Raw genomic sequence first — 25,379 nt, 5'->3', positions numbered from 1 at the left:
TTACCTTGTCAACAGTTTGTTTTCTCTTGTCTTGGTTCAGCGTATTTAATTATAGCAACCGTTTCTGCTTCTGTCAATTCCTTATTTTTATATCAGAACAGACTGATTTCCCTGTCAATCCAACTGACTTGCCTGGCATCTGTTATAATGTCCCCTTCTTCTTCATGGCCTATCAGAAACGGAGATAGAGGATCATGTCGTTTTCTGTTTTCCATTACCCTTCTCCTGTCATAGTTGGCATAGCAGTATCGGCAGAAATGGGCACAGGAATTATAGGCCCCTATATCGTGTCCCAATAAGCAGTGACACCCTGGTCTGGCCTCTTTAGCCGACGCAGGCACAATGAGCGATATTCCCAAGGCTTTTTCTATTTTTGGTTGGGAGAGGCAGCCACCTATATCGACTCCCAGCGGTCCCAGACGCGGATCCTCGTGGCAGGCAGCCAGATTCATTCCATTTCGATTGGCTATGAATCTCATTTCCCGGACAAGAATCTGCTGTTTTTCATAGGATACGCGACGGGCTTCCGGGAAATTCCGGATTGTCTTGGCATAGAGGTCAATAAAGCTGAATACGCAGTTTTCTGTGTATCCCTTCAGGGCATCGGCAATGTGTGAAAACGCAGACAGGTGTTTTTCTACTGTGTAGATGGGAGATAGAAAAGTGGGATCATATCTCCAGGTCACCCGATGTTTCCCCAGAGATGCAGAAAGTTTCTGAAAGGCCCTGATGGCCTCATCCACAGAAGGCACATTGGGCTCAATTTCCCTGCCATAGGGTGTAATGGTAACATGCCATACCTGCCGAAATGGAGAAAGGTTATCCAGAAAGGGAATCATGGGAGCCGGATTTTTCGTGCAGAAACAAATGGCATCCACCACAGCAGGATCCAGTCTGTATCGTGTCACCTGGTGAGGATTAAAAGGGTTTCTGACCATCACAATTCCTTCTTTTATACGGTTGATGAACCATTCTGGATAAAAGGCGGGAATATCCGTCCGCTGCCCTGTATTTAAAATCATAATAAACTTCCTTCACAAAAGTTGTACAATAGATGTATCAGAATCCGGTTCATGGTTATGGGAAAGAGTGAAAAGCTTATGTTCAATCATACAAAAAAGATGGCTGCCTCTATTCTTTTGGGATTGGCAGCGGGATTTTCCATTTGTCCCTATCCTGCCATGCCGCAGGCAGAGGCCGCCGATGTTGCCGGTATGATCGGCTCCCTCATCTATGGCGCTGCAGCTTACAAGCAGATGGATGAATACCTGGATACCGTTAATAATACGGAAGAAGGCCGGCAAAAATACTTTGAAGAGCTGAAGAAAAGCCAGGGAGTCTCCTATGATTCCTACTACAATAGCATGCTTGACAGTATTATGACAAACCTCTCCGCCGGAATAGCCGCTTCTGACCCTTCCATCAGGCAGAAGCCTTTCCTCTATTTTCTGAATCCGAGTACCGAATTCAACGCAGCCTGCGGTTTGGGCCATGTAATGACAGTTAATATAGGCCTTTTTAAAATTTCTGACAATACCGATGAGGTAGCCTTTGTACTGGGCCATGAGATGGGGCATGGTATGAAAAATCACGCCATGAACGGTACCAAAAAGAAACTCCGCACCATCATCGGCGGCAGTGTAGCTGCCAGCGCCATGGGCGGTGGCGTACTGGCCAACCTTACCATGTCAGCCCTGGTAGGCCAGATTAACAATGTACAGATTACCAAAAAGCAGGAATGGGAAGCGGATAACCTGGCCTTCGACTATTGTTACCAGGCCGGTTATAATCCTGGTGCCGGAGCAGCCCTCTGGGAACGGGTCGAAGAAAAGCAGGGAGAATTCAAAAACAGTCTGGTAGGCGAAATCTTTTCTCCCGATGACCATCCCACTAACAGGGAACGAATGGAAAACTACGAGAAAAAACTGGTTAAACTGTCAGGTAATCATGTTACAATCAAAAAAGATTCCAACATGGTGCAGGTTAACGGCAAAGATTTCGTAACTCCCTCTGCCACATCCGGCATGAGCAGCGCCGAAAGGAAATACTTTGTCATGGGCAACCTGGCTGCCGCTTATAACCATGGGCAGAATGTAAAAGAAGCTTACGCTTCCGATGGCACGGTGTATCTGGGAAACCAGTCCATCCTGACTCCCACCGGATCGGATCCATCGGCTGAGGTCCTGGCAAAAAAGTTGAATGAAATTAAATAGAGCGCTTACAAATACAGCAGGGCTGTGAGGGAAAAAATTCCCTACAGCCCTGCTTTTTCCCTGCTTCCGTTTCTTATCGGGAAACAGGAAATACCGACGGAAAGGCGTCAGGACTCCGATTCCTCAATGATTTTTCTCGCTTCCTGAATCCATTTGTTCCGAAGCCCTTCCGGTGACAGGACTTTCACCCGACTTCCCTGGCTTAAAAGCCACATCAGTATGCCATCGCCCTGTATCTTGTCGGTAATCAGGAAACTGCCGTCCTCCAGCTGTTCCTGGTGGGCCGTTGGCAGCCGATCAAGGACCGCTTCTACACTGGGACCGGTATAGAGGAACCGGATTCGTTCCGGCTCGCCGCCATACATATACTGGACACTGTTTTTAAAGGCCCCTTCCCTGAGACGGCTGCTGTAGCTCACATCGAAACCGGCTCCTGTATCTTTAAGGTGAAACATGCGGTCCACCCGGTAAACCCTGGTTTCCTTTTCCCCGGACTGCCATTCCTTTTCCGGCACACCGAGCATGTAAAAGTAATACTCTGAAAAAAGGACTCCTTCCGGGCATACCTTATGGGGCACACTTTCATTAGATCCCTGCTTCTTATATCCAAAAGACAGAATATGGTGCGTATGGACAGCCCTGGCTATGGTCCATAGGACATGGATATCCGGTTTCCGGTGCTTTGGATTCAGATAGTCAAAGAGTTCACTTTTGATATAGTCCTCCACTTCCTTTTTTCCTTTTCCCACTACCGCAGACTGGAGGAGCCTCCCAAGCAGGGATTCAAGCTCTTTTTTATGAAAAGCCCGGCTGGCCAGAAGGATTTTCCCGATGGCAAAGAGCTCACCGGAAGAAATCATTTCATTTTCCAGGTCACGGATCCGGTAGCTTCCATCGGTCCTGTCGTAGTAAAGTTCACGGCGGATCCCATCCCGTTCTTCTTTCTTTTCCAGATATTTCCTGATTTCCGCTATATAACGGCTGGCTGTTCTGATATTAACGCCAAACATTTCCGTCAGCTCCTCCCTGCTGACAGAACCGCCGCGGCCCAATATATCCCATAGAAAAAGAACACGCTCCGTCTTCTTATCATCCCTGTCCTTGCTTTCTTTTGCCATAGAATTCCCGCCTTTCCATGAAATCCCATCCATACCTGCTGCCAGCCATTGGCGGCCAGGATCTCCATTTTCCTTCATTATAGCAGAAAGTAAGAAAAAGGCTGTTGAATTTACCAATCAAGACATTATGAATGGTCTCATAGGCCATTCTGCTGCTATCGAGTGAAAACAGAAATATAGTCCTGATTCAGGGAAGCACCGATGATTTTTCTGAAAGCAGGGACTCCCCATCTCTTTCAGCAGTAAAGACCGGTATTCGAGAAAAGCACAGGTTCCACAGATAGTCTAAGCAGTTCCTGCTTCTTCCAAATACCGGTCTATCATGAAAATAGTGAAATACCAATATATAAACGGAATCTTTGACTACTTACAGGAAAGGAGCCGCTCCAAACGGTGGGACCGGGTCCCTGTTCCGGCGGTAAGGGTCTCCTTTACCGCCAGTTTCATTCTCCATGCTGTTTCCCAGGGGACAGGCAATAAAGCCTGCATTCACTTCAGTGAAATACTTTTTCTGCCCATCCTGCCCTTCATAGGAACGGGTGGTATACCGCCCCATCACGAAGACCCGGCTTCCTTTCTTCAGGTAATTGCCTACACTCTCCGCCATGCGCTCCCAGGCCACGATGTTAATAAAGTCCACCAGCGTTTTTTCTTCTCCCGCCGGAGTCCTGTAAGTCCGATTCACAGCGACACTGAAACGGGCCATGGTTTTCCCGGTACTGGTAGCACGAATGATGGGGTCCCTTGTAAGGTTTCCAAGAATTTCTACCTGGTTCATCCTGCACGCCTCCCTTCACATAGCCTGCCATGCGCCGTCCGCATTGGGTTTTTTCGGCATGGCCGCCCGTGCATAGATGTCGCAGCGGTTGATAAAGTCCGGTTCCATGGAGGCATCATCCGGCACCCACAGTTTGAATTTCTTTTCTCTCACCATGCGGGAAACAAGACGCCAGAGATCCTGGTTTTTCACCGGGCTGCCGGCCTTTGTTTTCCAGCCGTTCTCATTCCACCGGCTCCACCAGCGGTAGCGGACGCCGGAGCTTACAAAGTCTTCATCCGTCACAATCCGGACTGACTGCACTCCTTCATCCCGGATCAGGATTTTCAACGCTTCAATGAGTCCCATAAGGTACATACGGTTTACCGTGGTCCCCATCTGTCCGCCGGAAATGGCAAGCACCGTCTTTTTCCCTTCATTCAGGATGACCACCGTATAAGCTCCGGTTTTTTCCTCATTTCCTTCGCAGCATCCATGGATACATACAGTAGGAATACGGGGCATGCGGTCCGCATAGGCAGCATCCAGCACCTTTACGGACGCCTTCGGCATGGGACGGCAGTTTTTACGACCTTTCCTGTTTTCTTTTACGACTGTTTTCCCTGTAACAAAGGTATTCCGGTTTCTGATTTCATTTCTTTCCATGATTGTTTCTCCTTTCGGGGGGTAATCCCCTTCCTGTCACATTCCAGGTTCTCCGGAAACTGCTGACTGACCAATCAATTTCGGTTTCACAGGCTGCCGCTCCGGAAAACTTTCGTATCTCCATTTTCCTCAGATAATGGCAATTTCAAAAATCAACACTGCCTTATCCTTATCCAGGGGAACCTCCTTTCTATTTTCCCCCCTCACTATAAATATCGGCTTCAGAAAATTTTTATGGGGATGTTTTTCCAGAAAAAGTTATTTTATTTCTTCACCGTGAGAAAGCACGGTGAGATGAGCCATGGTTTTCTTTCATTCAAAAGTACAGGCCCATCGGCAGCGGCTGTTTCTCTGGTCAGTCCTTGACACAATAAAAAAGCTGTGAAGAAGATCACTCGTTCTTCACAGCTTTTTATTATTGGCCTGCTAAAGGGATTCCAACTTTTTCATGACCCCCGCAGCCCACTGGGAATTAATCACCACATCCCCTTCCGCGATTTCGCGGATTCTTGGTCCCAGCACCTCATCGATTCTCCGATACAAAGTTTTGTCAAAGGCATAGGCAGCTTCCACCGTTTCACCCCTGCTGAACCGGAAATAACAACTGCCATCCCCTCCCTGATCAAAAAGAACCGTATCCACTTCTATATCAGGATGTTTCTGCTTCAGGGAAATAAAGGCAAGGCCCTTCATAATTTCAATAATACGGTCATCCAGCCTGCAGTCAAGAATCAGCAGCTTCTCCAGGAGGTCCCTCCTGGATGTCACCACCCGCCGATTCCAGGTCCGAATGGCTTCAAAGTCGCTGCCGCCATTTCTTCCAATCATGCGATAATAGGCCGCTTCGTAAAATTCCCGGGAATTGGCATAGTAAATGAGGGTATGTGTATCTTCTTCCCTGTAAAGGAAGGAATAATCGAAATGGGTATGCCACCCGCAAGAAGGGCAGGAAGCATAAAAGGTCTCTCCATTCCTCACTTTTTCCTTCATTTCCGGTTGTTTGCCCGTATCGATGATATCATACCGGATAAAGGAAAATCGTTTTCCGCACTGGGGACAGGTATACCGCTCTTCCATTACAGATGCTCCCTCTTTCTACCGAAATGACAGTACTTCTTTCAGCGGTTTCCGCTCATTGGCCGCCGGAATAACCGCCGGGTGCCCAATGGCAATAATGGCGGATACATCATACTCAGCGGGGAGGTCCAAAATTTCTTTGATTTTTTCCTCATCGTATCGTCCCATGATGAGCGTCCCCAGATCCAGTGCTGTAGCCGCCAGGCAGAAATGGGCTGCCGCCACGCCAGCATCAAAAGACTGCCAGTGGGTTCCCTTGGATGTGGAAGCCCGGCCATCAGGCTCATAGCCCGAAAGGCCTTTGATGGCACACAAAACAACCAGTGCCGGTGCTGCATGGATATTTTCTGTATTCCATGGGAATTTCTTTGTGCAGTCATCGGCAATCCGGTTCTTCAGTTCCCTGTCCAGCACTGCTACATATCGGATGGGCTGGGTATTTTCCCAACATGATGCCATCTGGGAAATTTCTACCACATTTTCTACATCCTGCCGGGAAATCGGTTCATCCGTATATTCCCTGATACTTCTTCTTGAAATCAGACACTGTATTGCATCCATTTTTTCCTCCTGAAGGACTGGTGCTTCCCCTTGCACCGGAATCAGATTCACCTCATTTTACCACAATTTTCGAAATCTCTCTTCCCCAGAATCATTTTTCCCCAGGAAAGAGGTCCTTTCCTTCCAACTGGTACACGTCTTCCCTTCCTCTGTCTTCCGGTGAATACCGTATTTTCACAAAAATATCCGGTTTCCCTCCGTCATGGAGCCACAGGCCGACAGAAGCCAGGGTTTCATCGGACCGTGCTCCACTCCCTGTTCTCCATATACTGTCATCCGGTCCATCATGCTGATCCTGGGAAAAGGCCATAAGATCATCAAGCACATAGGGCTTATGTCCTCTCCCAAGAAGTTCTTCTATCCTGGAGAGGCGGGTCATGCTTGAATGACCGACATGCCTGTTCAGTGAGGAAAAATCAGGCCAAAGGTAATGGTTCGTATGGGCCAGGGGTCCATTTCTCACTTTTTTCACCCGGTATTCTCCATGATCCCCTATTTCCACAGAGGCCATTTCCCTGGCATCGGCTATAACCAGAAATTTCGGTCCCCTGAAATACCGATTCATGGCCAGCGCTTCCTCAACAGTAGCACAGCTTCCAAGTATTTCCCGGATACTGCTTTTGTTGGAATGATCCATGGCCATCCGTTTCCTTTTGGGAATAGAACTGGCGGCTGCAGAAAAAATGGCCAGCCCCGCTTCATTAACGCCGCCCTTCAGGGCCATCTTCTTTTCATTTCCTCCATAGAGGCCATAAAAGCGGTAACGGGGCCCCATTTCATATCGCATTTCCTGGTACTGGGGCCGCCAATCCCTGTTTTTGACAAGGATTGTTCCTCCTCCTTCCACTTCACTTCCATTAGCGCCGAACAGGGTACAAGCCCCGGCCGATGAAAGAGGAAGGAAAGCCGCCATCACTATGGCCACTATCTTTTTTTGGACTTCCATAAAACCTCCTGCAGGATTTGACCGGAAAATAACATTACCGGATTGCCTTATCTGTATAATTATATAATAAAGCTAAAAGTAAAAGGAGACCCACTATGATGCAGGATATTTTCCCCCACCATTTTGATAACCATTATGATTCCTTAAAAAAGCCTGACAAAAACAGCAGAATCCTTTATTTCAGCGATGAAAACCTGCTTCTTTGCCCGGGGATAGATCCCTTCCCCCGACAGGAGGAGCTTCCCGCCGGAAAAGTGACCTATCTGTTTACCATGGATAGTACTGCCTACTTCCTGGCCAATGAAAACCCTTCCCATATACCGGCAGGAGCCCTATATTTCCCGGTAAAAAAACTTCGTTTCCATTCCCGCCTTGTTCAAAAGGATATTTTTATAGCTTGGACTGCACTGCAGATTGTCCGGTGGATGAGAGATAACCAATTCTGCGGCTCCTGTGGGGAAAAGACAATCCCCTCACCCCTGGAGCGTGCCTTACTCTGCCCCCATTGCGGGAGAACCATATATCCACGGCTGAATCCTGCCATCATTGCCGGGGTGACCTGGAATGACAAGCTGCTTCTCACCCGCTATGCGGACCACCATATTTCCTTCTATGCACTGATCGCCGGCTTTACGGAAATCGGTGAAACCCTGGAAGGCACAGTACGAAGGGAAGTAAAGGAAGAAACCGGTCTTTCCGTAAAAAACATCCGCTACTATAAATCCCAGCCCTGGGCCAGTGCCAGTGACATTCTTGCCGGTTTTTTCTGCGAGGTGGATGGGAATCCCCACATTACCAGGGACCCTGCAGAATTGTCGGAAGCTTTCTGGGCAGAAAAAAAGGATATCATTCTCCAGCCCGATGATTACTCGCTGACCAATGAAATGATGCGGGTATTTAAAGAAGGTCAAATATAACCCATACTTTCGCCCCAGTTCGGCAGCCCTCCATAGAAAAAGAGCGCTGAAAATAAAGAATCATCTTTCAGCGCTCTTTTTGCTTTATTCCGTTATTTATGTTCACACCATGGTTTTACTTATCCCACAACCCAATAATCCAAAGGGACAGCTCGTAGAGGAAAATCGCAGGTAATGCCAGCAGGGACTGGGTGAGGATATCCGGTGTCGGCGTAATGACGGCAGCCAGAATGAAGGCCCCCAGAATGACGAACTTTCTTCCCTTTTTCAGGATTCGCCCGCTCACAAGGCCCGCCCGGGACAGGGCAATCAGCACGAGTGGCAGGTTGAAAAGGAGTCCAAAGGGCAGGATCATGAGAATCACAAATTCCAGGTAGTTCTCCATGGACAGGAGGGGCGTAAAGTTATCTCCCCCGAAACCCATGAGGAAATGAAGGCTCTGTGGCATGACGAAGAACCAGGAAAATCCGATGCCCCCCAGGAAAAGGCCCACCGAGAGGGGTACGAATACCGCCGTCCACGTCCGTTCCCGGTCTGTCATGGCAGGAAGCACGAAACGCCAGAATTCGAAGAAAACCACCGGGGATGCCAGGATGAATCCGGCAATGAGGGCGGTCTTCATATAAATGACAAAGACCTCCGCCGGCCGGGCGAAGTAGAGATGCCCCGCCGGAGCCATGAGGAAGGAAATCAGGTTTTCTATAAAGAAAAGACTCACTGCCGTCCCCACCAGCACGGCGCCGATGGAAAAAATGAGACGTTTCCGCAGTTCCGACAGATGGGCAGTGAGGGGCATATCACCCGCTCCTCCGCCTGCTGTCATTTCTTTTCTCCTGCCTTCACTTCTGCCGGTTCCGCTTTCACCACAGTCACCGTCTTCGGTTCATCCGTATTCACGGCCTCTTTGAATTCATGCATGCTCTTTCCCAGGGCCTTGCCGATATCCGGAAGTTTACCAGGTCCGAAAACAATAAGACCAATGACAAGGATCAGAAGCAATTCCGGAATGCCGATACCAAACATAGTAAAACCTCCTGTAATACACTTTCACCATGGTGAACAGAAAGCAGGGTCTTGCCCTATGCATCCTGTCCGCCGTTTCTACGCTTTCTATAAGCATATCTTCTCACTTCACAGGTTTTGTCAAATTTCTTTAAAAGTTCTGTCAGCTTTGGAAAATTCCTGCAAATTTACGAGATTTTGACGGAATTTGTCTTCTTATTTTCCAAATCGTGGTTTTTCCTTTTCTTTCGCTTTCTACACTGAAATCATCCGCATGAGAAAAAGCCCGTCCTCTTTAACAGGATTCCCCCCAACCCCTTTTTCTGATGCGAATGCCAATAATAAAAAGGAAACATAGCCTCTTCGGCACCGTTTCCCATTTCCACATTCTGATCGGAGGATGAACCATGAGTCAATCTATGCTGAAAGAACCGATTTCCAGAAGAACGTTCCTGAAACTTGCCGCCGGAAGTGCTGCAGGGGCCCTGCTGTTCCGCTTCCCCTTCCAGGCTTCTGCCGCTGAAGAGGTGAGCCACTCCCTCACCATTGCGCCGATTTCCGTTTCCGCCCTTCCCAATGCGGAAACCTCCGCCAGAAGTTCTGCCCTCGTCAGGAAATCCTATGATGATATTCTCCGTATCGTGAATACCATCAGCGACAGCGGACTCAAATCCTCCGTTCTTTCCATGATCCGGGACCCCCGCCCCACGTTCATGGCCAACTTCACCTCTTCCGCCGCTATTACCCGGGTATACAACCGGCTGGTGGACATGAAACTGGCGGACCCTGCTAAAATTTCCGCCGACACCCTCCTTCCTGCCCTTCCTTCCCATAACCAGCCATTCCTGACAGCCCCCGGCAGCGGCTACATGAGCCATCATCCCTACCCCGGCGGCCTCTGCACCCACGTATGCAGCAACCTCCACATTACCCAGGGCATCTGCCGGACCTATAAAGATGTATTCGGCTACGATGTAGACTATGACACCGCCATTGCCGGTGAAGCTCTCCATGACATCGAAAAGCCCTTCGTCTTCCAGTGGCAGAAAGACGGAAGCTCCCTGAAGGAATATACCCTGGCCGGCCAGGGTGCCCATCATGTCATCAGTATCGCTGAGTCCATGTACCGCGGCATTCCTGCAGAAGTGGTGGTGGCCCAGGCCTGCGCCCACGGCGCTCCCACCGGGGCTAAGGGCGAAGCCGACGTGGTGGGCTGGATCAAGGCAGCCTCCCTCCTGGCCGGAAAAGACCCCGTCCGTTACGGCGTGCTCCGGAAAGATGGGGAAGGCCTGCCGGCTCCCCACAAGCAGGAAGGCTATATCGTCCACCTTGGTGACCACGACTGGGTCCTCACGTCCCCGGCCTCCCAGAAATCCATTGCCATCCTGAAGGACATCGCCAAGTCCCTCTACGGTATCGATGCCGCTTCGGATGCAAAGAAGTTCAACGATTTCCGCAACTACATCGGCTCCCAGGTCTCCTTCATGTACATCAACCACCTGTCTTCCTTCCCGGACGGCCGGAAACAGATCGAGTCCCTGGTACAGCAGATTATCCTGAAATAACCCTCTCCCCATTGAAAATTTCCACGAAGAAAAATCCCTGTGAGATACGATCTCACAGGGATTTTTCGCAGGTACCCTGCCGGAGCGGAACCATCGGGGCAGGAAAAGAAACAGCACTGCCAATTTCAGTTTGTCGAGCTGATGGGTTTGGCGCTGATGGATAGAGTCATTCGTGCGAAGCTTCTAGCTGTTAGCTGCTAGCTTCTAGGAAAGCTGGCCAGCCTACGGCACGAATGACTGACGGGAATACCGGTTGGAAGCGCCGCAGGCGGATCATCCTTCCTAGCTGCTAGTCGCTAGAAGCTAGGAGCTCCATGCGAGTGACTCTATCCGCAAGCATGCCAACCGCCAAACCCCAACAGCTCGACAAACCGCAATTTGACGAACTGTCTGGCCTCCACCTTTTCTACTGATTCTAATTCCCCGTTTCATTGACCTGTTCGAACAAAAATTCTATACTTCTATGTAGAAAGTTTGTTTGTATTCAGGATGGAAAGGCGGAGGACTTATGAAAGATAAGGTATACATGTGCATTGACCTCAAAAGTTTCTATGCCTCCGTGGAGTGCGCCGCCCGGGGACTGGATCCCTTTACCACGGACCTGGTAGTGGCAGACCCTTCCCGGGGCCCCGGCGCTCTCTGCCTGGCCGTAAGTCCTTCGCTGAAAGAGAAGGGCGTGCGGAACCGGTGCCGGATTTACGAGATTCCTCCTTCCCTTCCCTATCTCGTGGCCCTGCCCCACATGGAACTGTACATGGATGTGTCCGCCGATATCTACAGCACCTACCTTTCCCTGTTCTCCGCGGAAGATGTGTACGCCTACTCCATTGATGAATGCTTCATCGATGTGACCCCCTACCTCACATTCTACGGAAGAGACGGCCCCGGCATCGCGCGGATGGCCATGGATGCCGTCTATAAACGGACCGGCATCTGCGCCACCGCCGGCGTGGGGACCAACCTTTTCCTGGCCAAGGTGGGCATGGATATCCTGGCCAAGCACCTGCCGACACACATTGCCTATCTCGATGAACCCCGATTTCAGGAGACGATCCGGAACCACCGGCCCATTACGGATATCTGGAATATCGGCCCCGGCATCGCCCGGAGGCTGGCAAAATACGGAGTCCATGACCTCTATGGAGTGTCCCTGCTGCCGGAGAAGCTGCTGTACCGTGAATTCGGGGTAAACGCAAAGTATCTCATCGACCATGCCCATGGCCGGGAGTCCTGCACCATTGCCGATATCCACAGCTACCGCCCGTCGGAGCGGTCCATCAGCAACGGTCAGGTGCTCTTCGAGGACTACACCTGGGAAGAAGGGGAACTCCTCCTTTTTGAAATGGTGGAAATCCTGGTGCAGCAGCTGCTGGAAGAAGGCCTCGTGGCCCGGGGTATTTCCCTGTACGCCGGATATTCCGATAAAAACAGGCGGGGCAGCCGAGGTTCAAAAAGGCTGGCCCACCATACCGATATTCCCTCGGACCTGTGGCATGCCTTCCGGCAGCTTTACAGGGATAAGGTCCTCCGGGGCCATGGCATCCGGGTCATCCGGATCAGTCTGGACAACGTGCTCCCATCCCACCGGGTTCCCCATTTCTTTTCCCTTTTCCGGTCGCCGGAAGAAGAAAGGCGGCAGAAAAATGTGGAACTTGCCATGGTGGAGGTCAAGAAAAGATTTGGAAAAAATGCACTGCTTCGGGGCATCGACTATTTCCCGAAAGCCACGCTCCGCGAAAGGAACAGTCTCATAGGAGGTCATCATGGATAACGAAAAACGGGCCAGGCAGTTTCTCCCTTTCAACGGCCTTAAGGGATATGGAGAACTCCTGGCAGAAGCAAAAGAAACGGAAGAAAAAGAACGGCCCCTCTCCGAAGACCGGGCCCGGAAGCTCGATGTCCTGCTGGGCTGTATAAAGAAAGGGGACCTTCTCCGCATCACTTTCTACGAAGCAGGCCATTATCGGGCTTTGGAAGGAGCGCTGGAATCCATAGACCTTCCTTTCCGTTTTCTTCGGATAGAAGGGAAGAATATCCCCTTCCGCCACATCTGGGAAATCCAAAAAGAATGATTTTTTCCAAAGTAAAAGAGCAGTGCGTAGGGATGCACTGCTCTTTTACTTTGGGAAAAACTACCAGGTGGGCAGGGAAAAGAATGGACTGTGGCAGCAGTCTATTCCTTCCTGCCCTGCCCACAGGCGGCAGTCTTCCCGCCGGAATCCTGTTCCGGCAAAGGGGGAATCGAAGGCTAAGCTTATATCAGGAATGCCCTTACGGTCCCCCTGCTGAGGGTCATACTATGCGGCCATGAAATCCCTGTGGAATGGTTCACAGCCTCTACCTGTGATTCGCCGATTAAGCGAAAGGAACCCATTTACCATCTTTGGCTTCCATGATGGAGAGGTCCATCTTCGGATCACGATGGTCATCGAACTGGAATTTGCCGGTAGCTCCTTCGAAGTCTTTGATCTTGGCCAGGGCATCGCGGAACTTCTTGCGGTCCGTGGTGGTGCCGGACTGTTCAGCAGCCTGGTGCATAACGTACATGGCATCATAGGCCTGGGCAGCGAACTGGTCCGGTTCATGACCGTACTTGGCAACGAAGGCTTTACGGAAGTTCTGTGCCTTTTCAGACTTGCTTTCTGCGTTCCACGGAGTAGCTACGAGGGTGCCGTTAGCTGCTTCGCCGGCCTGCTGGATGTAAGCCGGGCTGTTGAAGCCGTTGTTTGCCAGAATCGGCTGGTTCATACCCATTTCACGGGCCTTCTTCACGATGAGGGCGCCTTCCTGGTACAGGCCTGCTACAGCGATGACATCGGGGTTAGCCGCCTGGATCTTGGTGAGCTGTGCGGAGAAGTCCGTATCCTTATCAGCAAAGGTTTCGGTGGCTACGACTTCGATGCCCATATCTTTGAACAGTTCCTGGTAAATCTTGTTTTCGCCGACCATCTGGTCATTGTTGTTGGAATAGAGGATAGCTACTTTCTTGAAGCCCAGTTTTTCCTGTGCTTTCTTTACGGTGATCGGAATAGCCATCTTGCCGGGGATTGCGTTACGGAAAATATAATCGCCGATATCGGTGATTCCGGGAGCCGTGGTGCCGGTACCAAAGGCAACGACCTTGGACTGCTGGGCAATCGGGCCGGCAGCAAACATTTCGCCGGAGGTCATCGGGCCTTCGATAGCCAGGACCTTATCCTGTTCAATGCACTTCTTGAATGCATTGATGGCTTCTGCCTTCACCAGTTTGGTGTCGTATTCCTTAAGGTCAATCTTCATCTTGGTGTTCGGGTTGTTGTTGATTTCTTCAACAGCCAGATCCACGCCTTCCTTCATAGCGGTGCCATAAGCAGCGCCAGGGCCGGTCCAGCCGGTAACGAAACCGAATTTTACGGTCTGCTGTCCTTTTGCGCCGCCTTTGTCAGACTTCTGTCCGCCGCAGCCTGCAAATGCTCCTGCCAATACTGCTGCAGCTGCTACTGCTGCCATTCCTTTTAACCATTTTTTCTGCATAGTTTCTCCCTCTTTCAAAAATAATACTGTGACCCGAATGACTGAAATAAGCAAAAGAAAACCTCCGCCCCTGGTTTCCCAAAGGCGGAGGCGCATATGCGCGGTACCACTCCCACTTATCACTTGCGGACCATAAGTAAACTGATACCCCTGCCATAAGAAAAGCCCCTATCTTCCAAAGAAGATAGGGGCGATGTATCGCGGTACCACCCTACATTATACTCTGTAGTCCTATTCGTAACGTGAATGAACGCCTTCATCTACTTGGTTCGACGAAAGAGCTCTCGAGGGATAGTATGAATGCTGCCATCTACCGGTTCACACCATACACCGGCTCTCTGAAGATTAAACAACAAACCTTTTGTCTCGATCCTGGCTTTTCTCAAGTCATTCGTTTGTCTGAAGATGTGTATATAATAATCCCCCATCTCCATCCTGTCAAGCACTTTTTTTATCTTTTTGAAAAAGTGTATTCCCAGGCCAGGGGAAAGAAACGGAAACCAGTCAGGAGTGAGGAGTGAGGAGTGAGGAGTGGTGGTGGCGGCGCACAAGTTATAAAGCGCCGCAAAATATATGCTCCCACTTTACTCCAAAGCTGCTAACTTGCACTCTCTTCACGGGTCGTGGGTCTGTGGAAGGCAAGCAATCCGGTCATAAGTTGGCATTTTTACTGAACGATAAAACGCTTTCCTTTTATGATTGTCCCGTTGGAGAGGGCAATGAAATGATAATGAATATTTCTTAACTCGTCATCTCGAGCGATGGTAAGTGCCGTAGTGGGGATAATCGTAAAAATAGCATGTGAGAAAGAGTCGAGAGATCTCCGGGATATATGACTATGAAGGTATTACAATACTGATACTGGACTGATACTGGTGCGGAAAGTCCTGTAATCCCAAACGCAAGACAGATTTCTCCACTCCTCTAAGCTTCAGGAGTGCCAGGCAGTAGAGCTATATGGTTTGTATACTACCGGTCCAAATGACGGGGATAGGTATTCAAAAAGCGGCGCTTTATAACTTGTGCGCCGCCACCACCACTCCTAACTCCTCCTCACTCCTCACTTCTCACTTCTCACTCTTCATTTCTAACTTTCCCTCGGCTGTCAGGCCGCTGCCCTTTTTCCACTTCTACGCCAGAAGAAATAATACACAAGCCCCAAAACCGCCGATGCCAGGCATACCACGCCGTACATGAAGGGATAGCCCAGGCTGTCGGATACCACGCCCAGCACGGCCGCCGCCAGGCCTACGGAAATATCCAGGGACCAGAAATAGGTGGACGTAGCGACACCGGCCCGGGAAGGCGGCGCACTCTGCACTGCCAGTGTCTGGAAAGCCGGTGCCAGAGCGCCGAAACCGATACCCAGGACCCCCGCCGACAGGAGGAGCAGCGGTACACCGCCCACCTGGCTGAACAGGACAAAGCCCAGGCAGAAGAAGGCGAATCCCGGATACACCGTGGCATCAGGGCCATGGTGGTCAAAGAGGTATCCCACGAAAGGCCGGGTCACCACGATGACCAGGGCAAAAACGAGGAAGAACAGGCTGGTGAAAGAGGACAGGCCGAGGGACCGGGTATACATGGGGATAAATGTGAGCACCCCGCCGTAGGCAAAGAACACGAGTCCCCCAAGGATGACAGAGGGGAGTGCTTTCTTTTCAAAGAAATCGGACAGGTGGAATCCCTGCTTCCGTTTCCCCGAAGGAAGGATGATGTCATCGGAAAGCTTCTTCCCATTTCCTCCATAAATGGCCCCCAAAGCCAGAAGAGCCAGAAAGATAAACAGCGGCCTTGGCCCCAGGAAATCAATAATCAGAAGTCCCACCAGGGGCCCGATAACCATGGCCAGGTTCCCGCTCACCGCGAAGTAGCCGATCCCCTCTCCTTTCCGGCTCTTCGGCAGCACCAGGGCTGCCATGGTGGCAGAGGCCGTGGTGCCCAGGGCAAAGACGATGCCGTGGACCAGCCGGAGCCCCCACACCATATGAAGACTCGACACAAAGTAAAAGCTCCCCATCACAAGGAAAAACACTGAGGAAGCTGCGAGTAGAAGCCGCTGCTTATTCACGCCGTCGATAATGCGCCCCGCCAGGGGACGGCACACCACCGTGCCGATCTGGAAGCAGGTCATCGCCATACCGGCTTCCCACTGCCCCTTCCCCAGGTCATCCATGATGAATACCGGAAGGGCTGCTATCAGAATATACTGGGACATGAAGTAAAAGAAATTGGTCATGCCCATGCCCAGGAACTCCCGGGTCCATATCTTAGCCTGCGCCATACTGCCGCCTTTCTATTCTATATAAAAAAACAAGTACATCTATTGTAGCACAAATAGGATAGCTCATGGGCATGATTCGCAGGCGGCTCAAACGTGTAAATTGGGGCTAAAGGTGGTAGGTCGGGCGCCGCTTCGCTGGCCCGACCGGGTTGTGGCTTCAACATCGCTTTGCTCGTTGAAGCGGGTGGAGCGCTACGCTTAAAAGGAAGGGAAAACTTAGGTAACGCCGCTAACGGCGGCTTATGTACCTTATGCCCCCGGTGCGAAGCACCTACAACCCGGTGAACAAGCGCAGCGACGTTCACCTGCCCCCCTTAGCCCCATTCATTCATTTGGGCCGTGCATGCAATGCATACAACTGCCACATTCTGTCCTTCCCCATAGTATAATGAATACAACAAAACGAAGGAGGACATGACCATGGGACTTCATTTCATTCTGGGCCGGGCGGGAACCGGCAAGACGGACCGGGTGTGCCGGGAAATCCGGGAATACGTACTGGGAGGCAAAGGGCGGAAGGCCTTCCTCCTGGTACCGGACCAGGGGACCTACACGGCAGAGTACCGGCTGGCCCGTTCTTTCCCTGGGGAAGGATTCACCGATGTCACGGTGTGCGGCTTTTCCAGGCTCGCCTATCGGGTATTCCAGGAGCTCCACTCCCCGGTGAGCGATGCCCTGTCCCCCTTGGGGCAGCAAATCATCATCCGGCGGCTCATGGAAGAGCACAAGAACGAACTCCGGATGGTGATGAAAGCCGCCTCCCATCCCCATTTTTCGGAAGAGCTCACCCGCTTTTTCCACCAGCTCGACATGTTCTGCGTGTCGGAAGAGGACCTTTCCTCCGCCGCTGAAGCCCAGGGCGATACGCCGCTGGGGAGAAAGATGGGAGACCTTTCCCTCCTTTACGGTGCCTATCACCGGTACCTGAAGGACCACTTCGCCTACGAAGGGAGCCTCTTTGACCTTCTGGCCCGGGAAATTCCCAAATCTCCCACACTTAAAGAGGCCCGGGTATGGATCGACGGGTTCAACGGCATGGCGCCCCAGAAAATCCGCATCGTCTCCGCCCTGGTCCATACAGCAAAAGAAGTGACCATGACCATCCAGATGGATAAGCCCGAAGAGGCTGTGGAAAATCCGAACTTTGCAAGGCCCTTCCATCTCTACCGTCTTCTTTCCCGGCAGGAAGGCGGCGATGCCGTCCTCCTTTCCGAAGACCTCCGCTTCCGTTCCTCCCAGCTGGCCGCCATGGCCCGCCATTTCTTCAACCGCCGCACCGAGCCCTCCCCGATAGAAGGACAAAAAGCGCCCTCGCTGGACGAGGGGCTCCACCTCATCCGGGCTGCCCACAAGGCGGAGGAAGTGGACTATATTTCCCGCCGCATCCTGACCCTGGTGAGGGACTGCCATTTCCGGTACCGGGATATTCTCGTCCTCATCCGGGACCCCGAAACCTATGGGGACCTCTTCGAGCGATGCTTTGCCCGCTATGAAATCCCCGGATTTATTGACCGGAAGCATCCCATGAATAACCATCCCCTGGTGGTCCTCATCAGCAGTCTCCTCCGTTTCCTCACCGCCGAATCCCTTCACCGGGGAAGCGGCTGGCAGCGGGAAACCCTGTTTCGCCTGCTGAAGACATCCCTCCTGCCCCAGTGGCCGGAAGAAGACGTGGACCGTCTGGAAAACTACGTCCTCTCCCATGGCATCCGGCCCTCCCAGTACCATGAAGAGTGGGCTTTCCGGGAATACCGGGATCTCGACGGTCCCCTTCCGGCGCCGACGGACGCAGAAAAAGAGGTACTGGCCGAGGCCAACGGATGGCGGATGCGGCTTACCTCCATGCTGGACCCCCTGGCGGAAAAATGGAAGAAATTTTCCCATGCCCGGGAGCGGTGCCAGCTCCTGTACCAGTGGATGGTAGATGAAAAGATACCGGAAACCATGGAAAAGCGGGACGAAAAAGAGGAACTCCGCACCAATCTCCGGCCGAACCTGCAGGTATGGAAAAAGATCCTCACCCTCCTCGATGAGATCGTCCATGCCGCCGGAGACGATGAAATCGGTGCCAAAGATTTCCAGTCCATCTTTGAAGATGGCCTGTCTTCCCTCACCTACTCCACCATCCCTCCCACCTTGGACCACGTGACCGTAACCGGCATGGACCGGGGCTACGGCATGGAGGCAGAAGTGGTCTTCATCCCCGGCGCCATTGAAGGGGAATTCCCGAAGCGGGTAGAAGAAGGGGGCTTCTTCACGGAGCCGGAAAAGCAGAAAATCTACCGGGACAGCCGGCTCCTCTTCGGCACGGATCTCCTGGAGGAAGTGCACAAGGAGCAGTTCTTCGTATACCTGGCCCTCACCCGGGCCCGCCGGGCACTCTACATTACCATGCCCTCGGTAAACGATGACCACAACGATACGGAGCCCTCCTTCCTCCTGTCCCAGCTGGCCAACCTGCACTATGCCTCCGAATACATCACCCTCTCCCCGTCGGACAGGGAAAATGACCGTTCCTTCTTTGATAATCCGAAGCAGGCCCTGTCCCTCCTTCCCTCCATTCTGAGAAGGGAAGTTCCTGCTCCCGATTCCCCCTGGTCCCAACTGGCAGCCTGGGCAAAGGCCATGGGCCATGAAGCAGACCTCACCCAGGCCCTTACGGGATTTCACTATAAGAATGAGGCTGCCCCCCTTCCAAGGGACCTGGCCGCCCGGCTTTTCAAACCCCAGGGCCGTTTCTTCGGCTCCGTCACCCGGTTCGAGAACTACCGGCGCTGCCCCTTTGCCTACTTTGTGCAGTACGGCCTCCACATCGAAAAGCGGGATGAAGGGGACATGGAGCCTTTGGACTTCGGCAATTACCTCCACGCCGGGCTTCACCAGTTCGGCAGCCGGCTGACGAAAGAAAACCGCCAGTGGCGGGATGCCACAGACGAGGACATTGAAAAGATTTCCGGAGAAATCGCCGGAACCCTGTCCAAAAAGATTCACTACGGCGCCCTCCATGCAGACGGCGCCTCCCGGTACACCGAGCGGGCATTGAATGAGACATTCCGCCGTTCCCTCAAGGCCCTCCGGAAATGGAGCCGGAACAGCCAATTCGATACGAAGGCACTGGAGAAGGAATTTTACCTCCACATCGCCGGAGACAGGGATACTTTCACCCTGAAGGGAAAAATTGACCGCATCGACATGGCAGGAAATGGGGTGGCCATCTATGACTACAAAACCGGCACTCCTGAAGCCTCTCTGCAGGAAGTGGTGGCAGGGCTGAAACTGCAGCTCCTGACCTACCTTCTGGCGGTGGAGGAAGAAGGGAAAGGGGGTCTCCTGCCGGCGGCCCTCATGTACATCTACCTTTCGGGGGATGTGAAAAACATGAAGACCGTCCCACCGGGCAGTAAGCCGCCCCTTCCGGATAAGGACAGCGGCTCCGGCTGGATATTGGACGACCCGGACATGGTAAAGGCCCTGGACAGCGCCGCAGGTACCGATGATTCCATTCTTCCCTTGAAATTCAAGAAAGACGGGGGTCTGGCCACGTCCACCTCTCTCCTGTCTGAGGAAGATTTCAGGAACCTTCTCACCATCGTAAAGAAGAATCTCCTGAAAATTTACAGATCCATGGAAGAGGGGCACATAGAAATCCGGCCGGTCAATTACAATAAGAAAATTCCCTGCACCTACTGTCCCTACCACAGCATCTGCCACTTCGACCCGAAGGCCGAAGGTGAAGGGTATGAATACATCCATCTTCCCGATAAAAAGACTCTGAAAAGTAATCTTGCCGAAATTGCCGCTGAAAAGGAGGAACACCATGAGTAACCACTGGACAAAAGAACAGGAAGAAGCCCTGGATGCCAGGGGGCAGAATCTCCTCCTTTCCGCTGCGGCAGGCAGCGGAAAGACGGCGGTCCTCACAGAGCGCATCGTCCGCCTGGTGGAGGATCCGGGCAGCCATACGAACATCAATGAACTTCTGGTCCTCACCTTCACGAAAGCCGCCGCCAGTGAAATGAAAGCCCGTGTGTCGAAGGCCCTGTCCGATGCCCTGAAGGAAGCGGACAAGGCAGACGATGAAAAGCGCATCCACCATCTGGAAAAGCAGATTTCCCTTCTGGGGAGCGCACAGATTTCCACGCTGGACTCCTATTTCCAGTCCATCATCCGCCAGTACTTCTACCTTCTGGACCTGGACCCGAAGGTGCGGATCCTGTCCGACGAAAATGAAGAATTCCTGTTGGAAGAAGAGGTGCTGTCGGAGGTGCTGGAGAAGTGGTATGCCGAAGGAAATCCGGATTTTCTGGATACCGTGGACCTCTTTGCCGACCGCTACCAGGACCGGACCCTGAAGCAGATGGTATCGAAGATTTTCCACTTTTCCTGCTCCCTCCCCTTCCCGGAGGACTGGCTCATCCATCTTCCCGACCGGTACACCATTCCGGAAGGGGCCTCCATGGACGACCTCCCCTGGGACCGGCCGGTGCTCCACCACCTCATCTCCCTTTCCCGGAAAATTGCAGACAGCTACCGGCAGATGTTTGCCATCATGGACAGGAACAAGGCGGCGCAAGCGGTGTACGGAGAGCAGCTCAGCAATGAGTACTCCTACTTTTCCGTAGTTTCCTCCATAAAGACATGGAAAGACTGGTTCAGCCTCCCTTCCTTCGCCTTTGGCCGTATGAACACCATGAAGCCAAAGCAGGCCGCCGCTTTCCATTACGCAAAGACCAGCGACTTTACAAAGTCCACCGATGCCCAAACAATCAGCGACCTCCGAAAAGCTTCCAAAGCTACCTGGACGGATGAAATTCTCCCCTTCACCCAGGTGCCGGAGGCCCAGTGGATTGCAGAAACCTCCGCCATGAAACCGGTAGTCACCGTTCTTTCCCAGCTGGCATTGGACTTTTCCAAAGCCCTCCGGGAGCGGAAGAAGCAGGAAGGCCTCATGGACTTCAATGACATGGAGCACTATGCCCTGGATATCCTGGTGGACCGGGAAAATCCGGCCTTCACGCCGGAAAAAGCGGCCCTCTTCCCCTCGGAGGCCGCCCTTTCCATCCGCCGGAAATACAAAGAAGTCATGATCGACGAATACCAGGACACCAACGGGGTCCAGGAACTCATCACCGCCCTCGTATCGAACGGAAAGAACCGGTTCATGGTGGGGGACATCAAGCAGAGCATCTACCGCTTCCGGCAGGCGGACCCCACCATTTTCATGGATAAGTACCTTCACTTCTCCCCGGAGAAAGACAGTCCCTCCCACCGCATCGACCTGAACCGCAATTTCCGGAGCGACGCGGCCATCCTTTCCTCCATCAACTTCATTTTCCGGCAGATCATGACACGGGATACCCTGGAACTGGACTACGGGGACCCCGAGGCCCTCTATGCCGGCCGCCACGAAGAGCAACGGCCCGACACCTATGCCGGCGGCTCCGTTTCCATTGAACTCATTGATAAAGCGGGCATCCGGGAAGGAGACGCACCGGATGAGCTGAAGGATATGGAAAATATCATGATGGAAGGGCGGCTCATTGCCAGAAGGATCCATGAAATCATGGACCACGGCACTGTGATGGAAAAGAGCGGCGCCTTCCGGCCTGCCCGATACGGAGACATGGTGATCCTCCTCCGTTCCATTGCAGGAAAAGGGCCTGTCCTCATGAAGGTGCTGGAAGAAAACGGCATACCCGCCATTTCCGACAAAGAAGAGGACTTCATGAAAAACGGGGACGTGGAAATCCTCTGGGCCCTGCTGAAACTGCTGGACAACCCCCTCCAGGACCTGGCCGCTGCCGCTGTGCTCCGTTCCTGCTTCGTAGGTCTCGATGAAAAGGACCTCACCCTCCTCCACCTGCGGCAGGAAGAAGAGAAACTTCCCCACCTTTGGCCGGTGCTTGCCATGCCCGGCGTACTGGAGGCGGGAAAAGAAGAAAAGGTCCGCCATTTCCTTGATTCCTTCAAGGCATGGCGGGAAGAAGCCATGCAGGATGGCACGGCTCCCCTCCTTCGGAGAATCCTCACGGACACCGAATACCTCACGTGGCTCTCCGGCCTTCCCGGCGGCGAGTGGCGGGTGAGCCACGTGCTTGCCTTCTACCAGCTCGCCCTCTCCCGGGACAGCGCTCCCAAAAGCGGCCTCTACTCCTTTCTGGAATACCTTTCCAAACTTCACAAGGAGGATAGGGAATTCAAATCCATTTCCACCAATGCCATGTCCGACGCCGTCCATATCATGACTATCCACAAGAGCAAGGGTCTCGAATTTCCGGTGGTCTTCCTGGCGGACACGAAAAAGGGCTTCAACCTCAGGGACACCCAGCAGACCGCTATCTGCCACAAGACACTGGGCCTTGGCATCCAGTACTACGACAAAAAGAACCGGGTCCGCTGGCCCAGCCTGTACTGGTACTCCGTGAAAGAAGCGTCAAAGGCGGAAAGTCTGGCCGAAGAGGCCCGGCTCCTCTACGTAGCCATGACCAGGGCCCGGGACAAACTCTTTATCATCGGCACCAGCGACAACCTTCACAATGACCTGGACCACTGGACTGCCTCCCTGGCCACCGCCGGCGAAGGGCCCATGGTTTCTCCCCTTCCCGGCCACATCGCAGCCAACGGTAAATGTTACTTGGACTGGATCATGCCCGCCGCCCTCCGGCACCGCACCATGAAAGAGGCCTGGGAATTGGCGGACAAAGTGCCCTCCTACCGGGATGATGCTCCCTCCGACCATTCCCACTTCCATTTCACCGATATAAAGCAGGAAGACCTCCTCACAGAAGACGAAAGAGCCAGTCTCCAGGCAGAAGGAAATGAAGCCATTCTCCCCCAAATGGATGAAAAAAAAGAGGGAGACCGGCTGGCGTCCTTCCTTTCCCACCTGCCCGAAAGCTGGCCGGACTGGATGGACCGCCAGCTCACCTGGACCTACGGCCACCGGGGCGCCCTCGCAACGCCAGCCAAACTCACCGCCACCGCCGCCGTGCACCTCCGGGAACTGGCGGAATACGCCGCCAGCGACGAACCGCCTATGGCCTCGGACATCCTGGCAGGCGATGAAACAGAAGGGCTCTCCGCCGATTATGCCGAGCCGCCGGCCTTTCTTTCCGGAGAAGAAGAAAAATATGAGGGCACCTCCTTCGGTACCCTCATGCACAAAGCCATGGAAATGATCGATTTTACCAAGCTCCCACCCACAGAAGAAACTATCCGCGCCGCCCTCAAGCAGCTGATAGAGGACAAAGTCTTCACCGAAGAAGAGGGCACCACTCTTCTCTCTACCAGGAGGAAAAATAATCCGGTCCGGTTCCTTCTCACTTTCGCCAAAGGGCCCCTGGCGGAAAAGATGAAGGAAGCGAAGGACATCAAAAAAGAAATGCCCTTCTCCATCCTCCTTCCTGCCCGCTCCTTCTACCCGGACTGCGAAGAGGGAGAAAAAATCTTCCTCCAGGGCGTCATGGACTGCCTTCTGGAATTCGACAAAGACTTCCTCATCATCGACTACAAGACCGACCACACCATGACCGAAGAAGAGCTGAAGAACCACTACAAAATCCAGCTCCAGGTCTACGGCGAAGCAGCCGAAAAACTTCTGGGCAAACCGGTATCCCACCTCTACCTCTGGTCATTTACCTATGGGAAAGCTATAGAGGTGGAAAAGAGGTCGAAAACTACGAGCGACAGGCAAATGGAGATATGACGTAGAAAGAGTTGAGATTTGAGAGTTGAGAGTTGAGATTCGAGGTCCTGCGGCTCCGCCGCAATGGTGACATCAGACGGTCAGACAATCAGAAGTCAGATGAAGCCGCGGCTGCGCCGCAGCCAGGGAAGCGCTGATTCTCAGTAAGCTGTAAGCCGATAGCTGTAAGCAGTCATTCCCAGCCACCTCCCACAGGGCATGCGCCAATTTGTTAGCAAAACATTAGATATTCCAAAATTGGTTGTGATTTTACCCTCGAAAAGGCATTTTAATATATGGAGGGGTAAATCAGGAGCCCTCTTAAGAGCAGGACATTTTCACAAAAAGTATGATCTCATTTCCAAATCCTAGGCAGGGAACGATGTCAGAAAAGAAAATCTCCTGTTTGCGCAGGGGCTTCTCCTTTACCCGCCCCGCTTTCGTCCGGAAGGAAGCGGTAAGCAGGATCCTGCAACCGGCAAGACAAAGTTTCACAAATACGAAAACACGGAATATAGCCACTACTATCTCTACACGGAACGGCAGGCTTTGACGACCAATCCTAGAGCAGCCTTCGGCAGAGAGGGAAAGCTTTGCTTATCCCACCAATCTTCCGCTGAGCTAATGCGCTGATGCCTGATTCATGGCGGCCTTCGATGCATGAGAGATTCCGGCATAAGGTTCCGTGTTTTTGTGGTGTCTGAATAATACAGAGTTGAGATTTGAGAGTTGAGGTCCGGCCTGCGGCGCTTCCATCACTTCCCATCAGCTCCCCACCCTGGCGGGTGGCAAGTGAACTGGGTTCGCTTACTTCCCCGAGGAAGGGGCCTACTGCAGCGGTATTCTTACATTTTATGAACAGAGTCATCAGGTTTCCTGCGGCGGCGGAGCTGCTTTCCACCTCAGTCTCGGCTTCGTTCTCGATCTCATTTAACGGAGGCCGGCCGATGGAGGCGCCGCAGGCCGGGCCTCAATTCTCTTTCCTCAAATCTCAATTCTTTTTTTAAGCCGTCACAGTCATTTCTCTGAGAGATCTCTCGACTCATCGCAGCTGTAGCGATTTTTGATTGTAGAGA

18 protein-coding genes, 1 pseudogene and 1 other annotated feature are annotated in these 25,379 nt (G+C 52.5%); of the genes and pseudogenes, 7 read left to right on the top strand and 12 right to left on the bottom strand.

What is annotated here, in order from left to right; genetic code table 11:
* Positions 1 to 92: 92 nt before the first annotated feature.
* A complete protein-coding gene (locus ACFWUL_RS01260) occupies positions 93 to 1,022 on the bottom strand; it encodes a DUF1848 domain-containing protein (protein ID WP_416177565.1) in 930 nt (309 codons plus the stop codon).
* Positions 1,023 to 1,073: 51 nt separating this feature from the next.
* Here ACFWUL_RS01260 and ACFWUL_RS01255 point away from each other — a divergent pair.
* Positions 1,074 to 1,907: pseudogene (locus ACFWUL_RS01255) on the top strand (M48 family metallopeptidase); the annotation flags it as partial.
* Between the two features lie 76 nt (positions 1,908 to 1,983).
* Here the strand turns inward: ACFWUL_RS01255 and ACFWUL_RS01250 are convergent.
* The 7 genes from ACFWUL_RS01250 to ACFWUL_RS01220 all read right to left on the bottom strand — a co-directional run bounded on the left by ACFWUL_RS01250 (position 1,984) and on the right by ACFWUL_RS01220 (position 7,338).
* Positions 1,984 to 2,046: an SWIM zinc finger family protein gene (locus ACFWUL_RS01250; protein WP_366461196.1), complete on the bottom strand. Its 63-nt coding sequence runs from the start codon at positions 2,044 to 2,046 to the stop codon at positions 1,984 to 1,986.
* A 274-nt stretch (positions 2,047 to 2,320) separates the two neighbouring features.
* The gene (locus ACFWUL_RS01245) at positions 2,321 to 3,331 is read right to left on the bottom strand and encodes a helix-turn-helix transcriptional regulator (protein ID WP_297020509.1); all 1,011 of its coding nucleotides are present in this window, start codon (positions 3,329 to 3,331) and stop codon (positions 2,321 to 2,323) included.
* Between the two features lie 367 nt (positions 3,332 to 3,698).
* Entirely contained in the window at positions 3,699 to 4,109 is a 411-nt protein-coding gene (locus ACFWUL_RS01240) for a single-stranded DNA-binding protein (RefSeq protein WP_297020506.1), read from the bottom strand.
* Positions 4,110 to 4,124: 15 nt separating this feature from the next.
* Positions 4,125 to 4,754 (bottom strand): RNase H family protein, encoded by a 630-nt coding sequence (locus ACFWUL_RS01235; protein WP_297020503.1) that lies wholly within the window; start codon positions 4,752 to 4,754, stop codon positions 4,125 to 4,127.
* 426 nt (positions 4,755 to 5,180) lie between these two features.
* A complete protein-coding gene (locus ACFWUL_RS01230) occupies positions 5,181 to 5,831 on the bottom strand; it encodes a CpXC domain-containing protein (RefSeq protein ID WP_297020501.1) in 651 nt (216 codons plus the stop codon).
* An 18-nt stretch (positions 5,832 to 5,849) separates the two neighbouring features.
* Positions 5,850 to 6,392 carry a nitroreductase family protein gene (locus ACFWUL_RS01225; RefSeq protein ID WP_297020498.1) on the bottom strand — a complete coding sequence of 181 codons (543 nt, stop codon included), beginning with the start codon at positions 6,390 to 6,392 and terminating at the stop codon, positions 5,850 to 5,852.
* Between the two features lie 91 nt (positions 6,393 to 6,483).
* The gene (locus ACFWUL_RS01220) at positions 6,484 to 7,338 is read right to left on the bottom strand and encodes a carcinine hydrolase/isopenicillin-N N-acyltransferase family protein (protein WP_416177564.1); all 855 of its coding nucleotides are present in this window, start codon (positions 7,336 to 7,338) and stop codon (positions 6,484 to 6,486) included.
* Positions 7,339 to 7,433: 95 nt separating this feature from the next.
* Between ACFWUL_RS01220 and nudC the strand changes: the two genes are divergently transcribed.
* The gene (gene nudC, locus ACFWUL_RS01215; protein ID WP_416177563.1) at positions 7,434 to 8,255 is read left to right on the top strand and encodes an NAD(+) diphosphatase; all 822 of its coding nucleotides are present in this window, start codon (positions 7,434 to 7,436) and stop codon (positions 8,253 to 8,255) included.
* A gap of 115 nt (positions 8,256 to 8,370) precedes the next feature.
* On the opposite strand, the gene tatC is transcribed toward nudC, so the two are convergent.
* Both tatC and tatA read right to left on the bottom strand, forming a co-directional pair.
* Entirely contained in the window at positions 8,371 to 9,078 is a 708-nt protein-coding gene (gene tatC / locus ACFWUL_RS01210; RefSeq protein WP_416177562.1) for a twin-arginine translocase subunit TatC, read from the bottom strand.
* Complete coding sequence (tatA, locus tag ACFWUL_RS01205; protein ID WP_297020489.1) at positions 9,075 to 9,278, bottom strand: twin-arginine translocase TatA/TatE family subunit; 204 nt, start codon at positions 9,276 to 9,278, stop codon at positions 9,075 to 9,077. Before tatA ends, tatC begins: the two co-directional genes overlap by 4 nt.
* A 386-nt stretch (positions 9,279 to 9,664) precedes the next feature.
* Here tatA and ACFWUL_RS01200 point away from each other — a divergent pair, with 386 nt between their 5' ends.
* From ACFWUL_RS01200 to ACFWUL_RS01190, 3 genes are all read left to right on the top strand, one after another.
* On the top strand, positions 9,665 to 10,822 hold the full coding sequence (locus ACFWUL_RS01200; RefSeq protein ID WP_416177561.1) for a twin-arginine translocation signal domain-containing protein: 1,158 nt from the start codon (positions 9,665 to 9,667) through the stop codon (positions 10,820 to 10,822).
* A gap of 508 nt (positions 10,823 to 11,330) precedes the next feature.
* Positions 11,331 to 12,593: a DNA repair protein gene (locus tag ACFWUL_RS01195; RefSeq protein WP_297023787.1), complete on the top strand. Its 1,263-nt coding sequence runs from the start codon at positions 11,331 to 11,333 to the stop codon at positions 12,591 to 12,593.
* A complete protein-coding gene (locus ACFWUL_RS01190; protein ID WP_297023784.1) occupies positions 12,586 to 12,894 on the top strand; it encodes a hypothetical protein in 309 nt (102 codons plus the stop codon). Before ACFWUL_RS01195 ends, ACFWUL_RS01190 begins: the two co-directional genes overlap by 8 nt.
* A gap of 283 nt (positions 12,895 to 13,177) precedes the next feature.
* On the opposite strand, the gene ACFWUL_RS01185 is transcribed toward ACFWUL_RS01190, so the two are convergent.
* Both ACFWUL_RS01185 and ACFWUL_RS01180 read right to left on the bottom strand, forming a co-directional pair.
* Positions 13,178 to 14,335 carry an ABC transporter substrate-binding protein gene (locus tag ACFWUL_RS01185; protein WP_297023779.1) on the bottom strand — a complete coding sequence of 386 codons (1,158 nt, stop codon included), beginning with the start codon at positions 14,333 to 14,335 and terminating at the stop codon, positions 13,178 to 13,180.
* Positions 14,336 to 14,518: 183 nt separating this feature from the next.
* Positions 14,519 to 14,718: a binding site (T-box leader), on the bottom strand.
* Between the two features lie 722 nt (positions 14,719 to 15,440).
* Positions 15,441 to 16,619 carry an MFS transporter gene (locus ACFWUL_RS01180; RefSeq protein WP_416177560.1) on the bottom strand — a complete coding sequence of 393 codons (1,179 nt, stop codon included), beginning with the start codon at positions 16,617 to 16,619 and terminating at the stop codon, positions 15,441 to 15,443.
* A gap of 420 nt (positions 16,620 to 17,039) precedes the next feature.
* Between ACFWUL_RS01180 and ACFWUL_RS01175 the strand changes: the two genes are divergently transcribed.
* Together ACFWUL_RS01175 and addA are read left to right on the top strand one after the other, a co-directional pair.
* Positions 17,040 to 20,444: a PD-(D/E)XK nuclease family protein gene (locus tag ACFWUL_RS01175; RefSeq protein WP_416177559.1), complete on the top strand. Its 3,405-nt coding sequence runs from the start codon at positions 17,040 to 17,042 to the stop codon at positions 20,442 to 20,444.
* Positions 20,437 to 24,324 (top strand): helicase-exonuclease AddAB subunit AddA, encoded by a 3,888-nt coding sequence (addA, locus tag ACFWUL_RS01170; protein WP_416177558.1) that lies wholly within the window; start codon positions 20,437 to 20,439, stop codon positions 24,322 to 24,324. The genes ACFWUL_RS01175 and addA overlap by 8 nt, the downstream gene beginning before the upstream one ends.
* Positions 24,325 to 25,379 lie beyond the last annotated feature (1,055 nt).

The sequence above is a fragment of the Dialister sp. genome, assembly GCF_047832375.1.
Lineage (GTDB): Bacteria > Bacillota > Negativicutes > Veillonellales > Dialisteraceae > Dialister.
The sequence above is the reverse complement of the archived record's forward strand: the minus strand, read 5'-3'. Positions and strand labels throughout refer to the sequence as shown.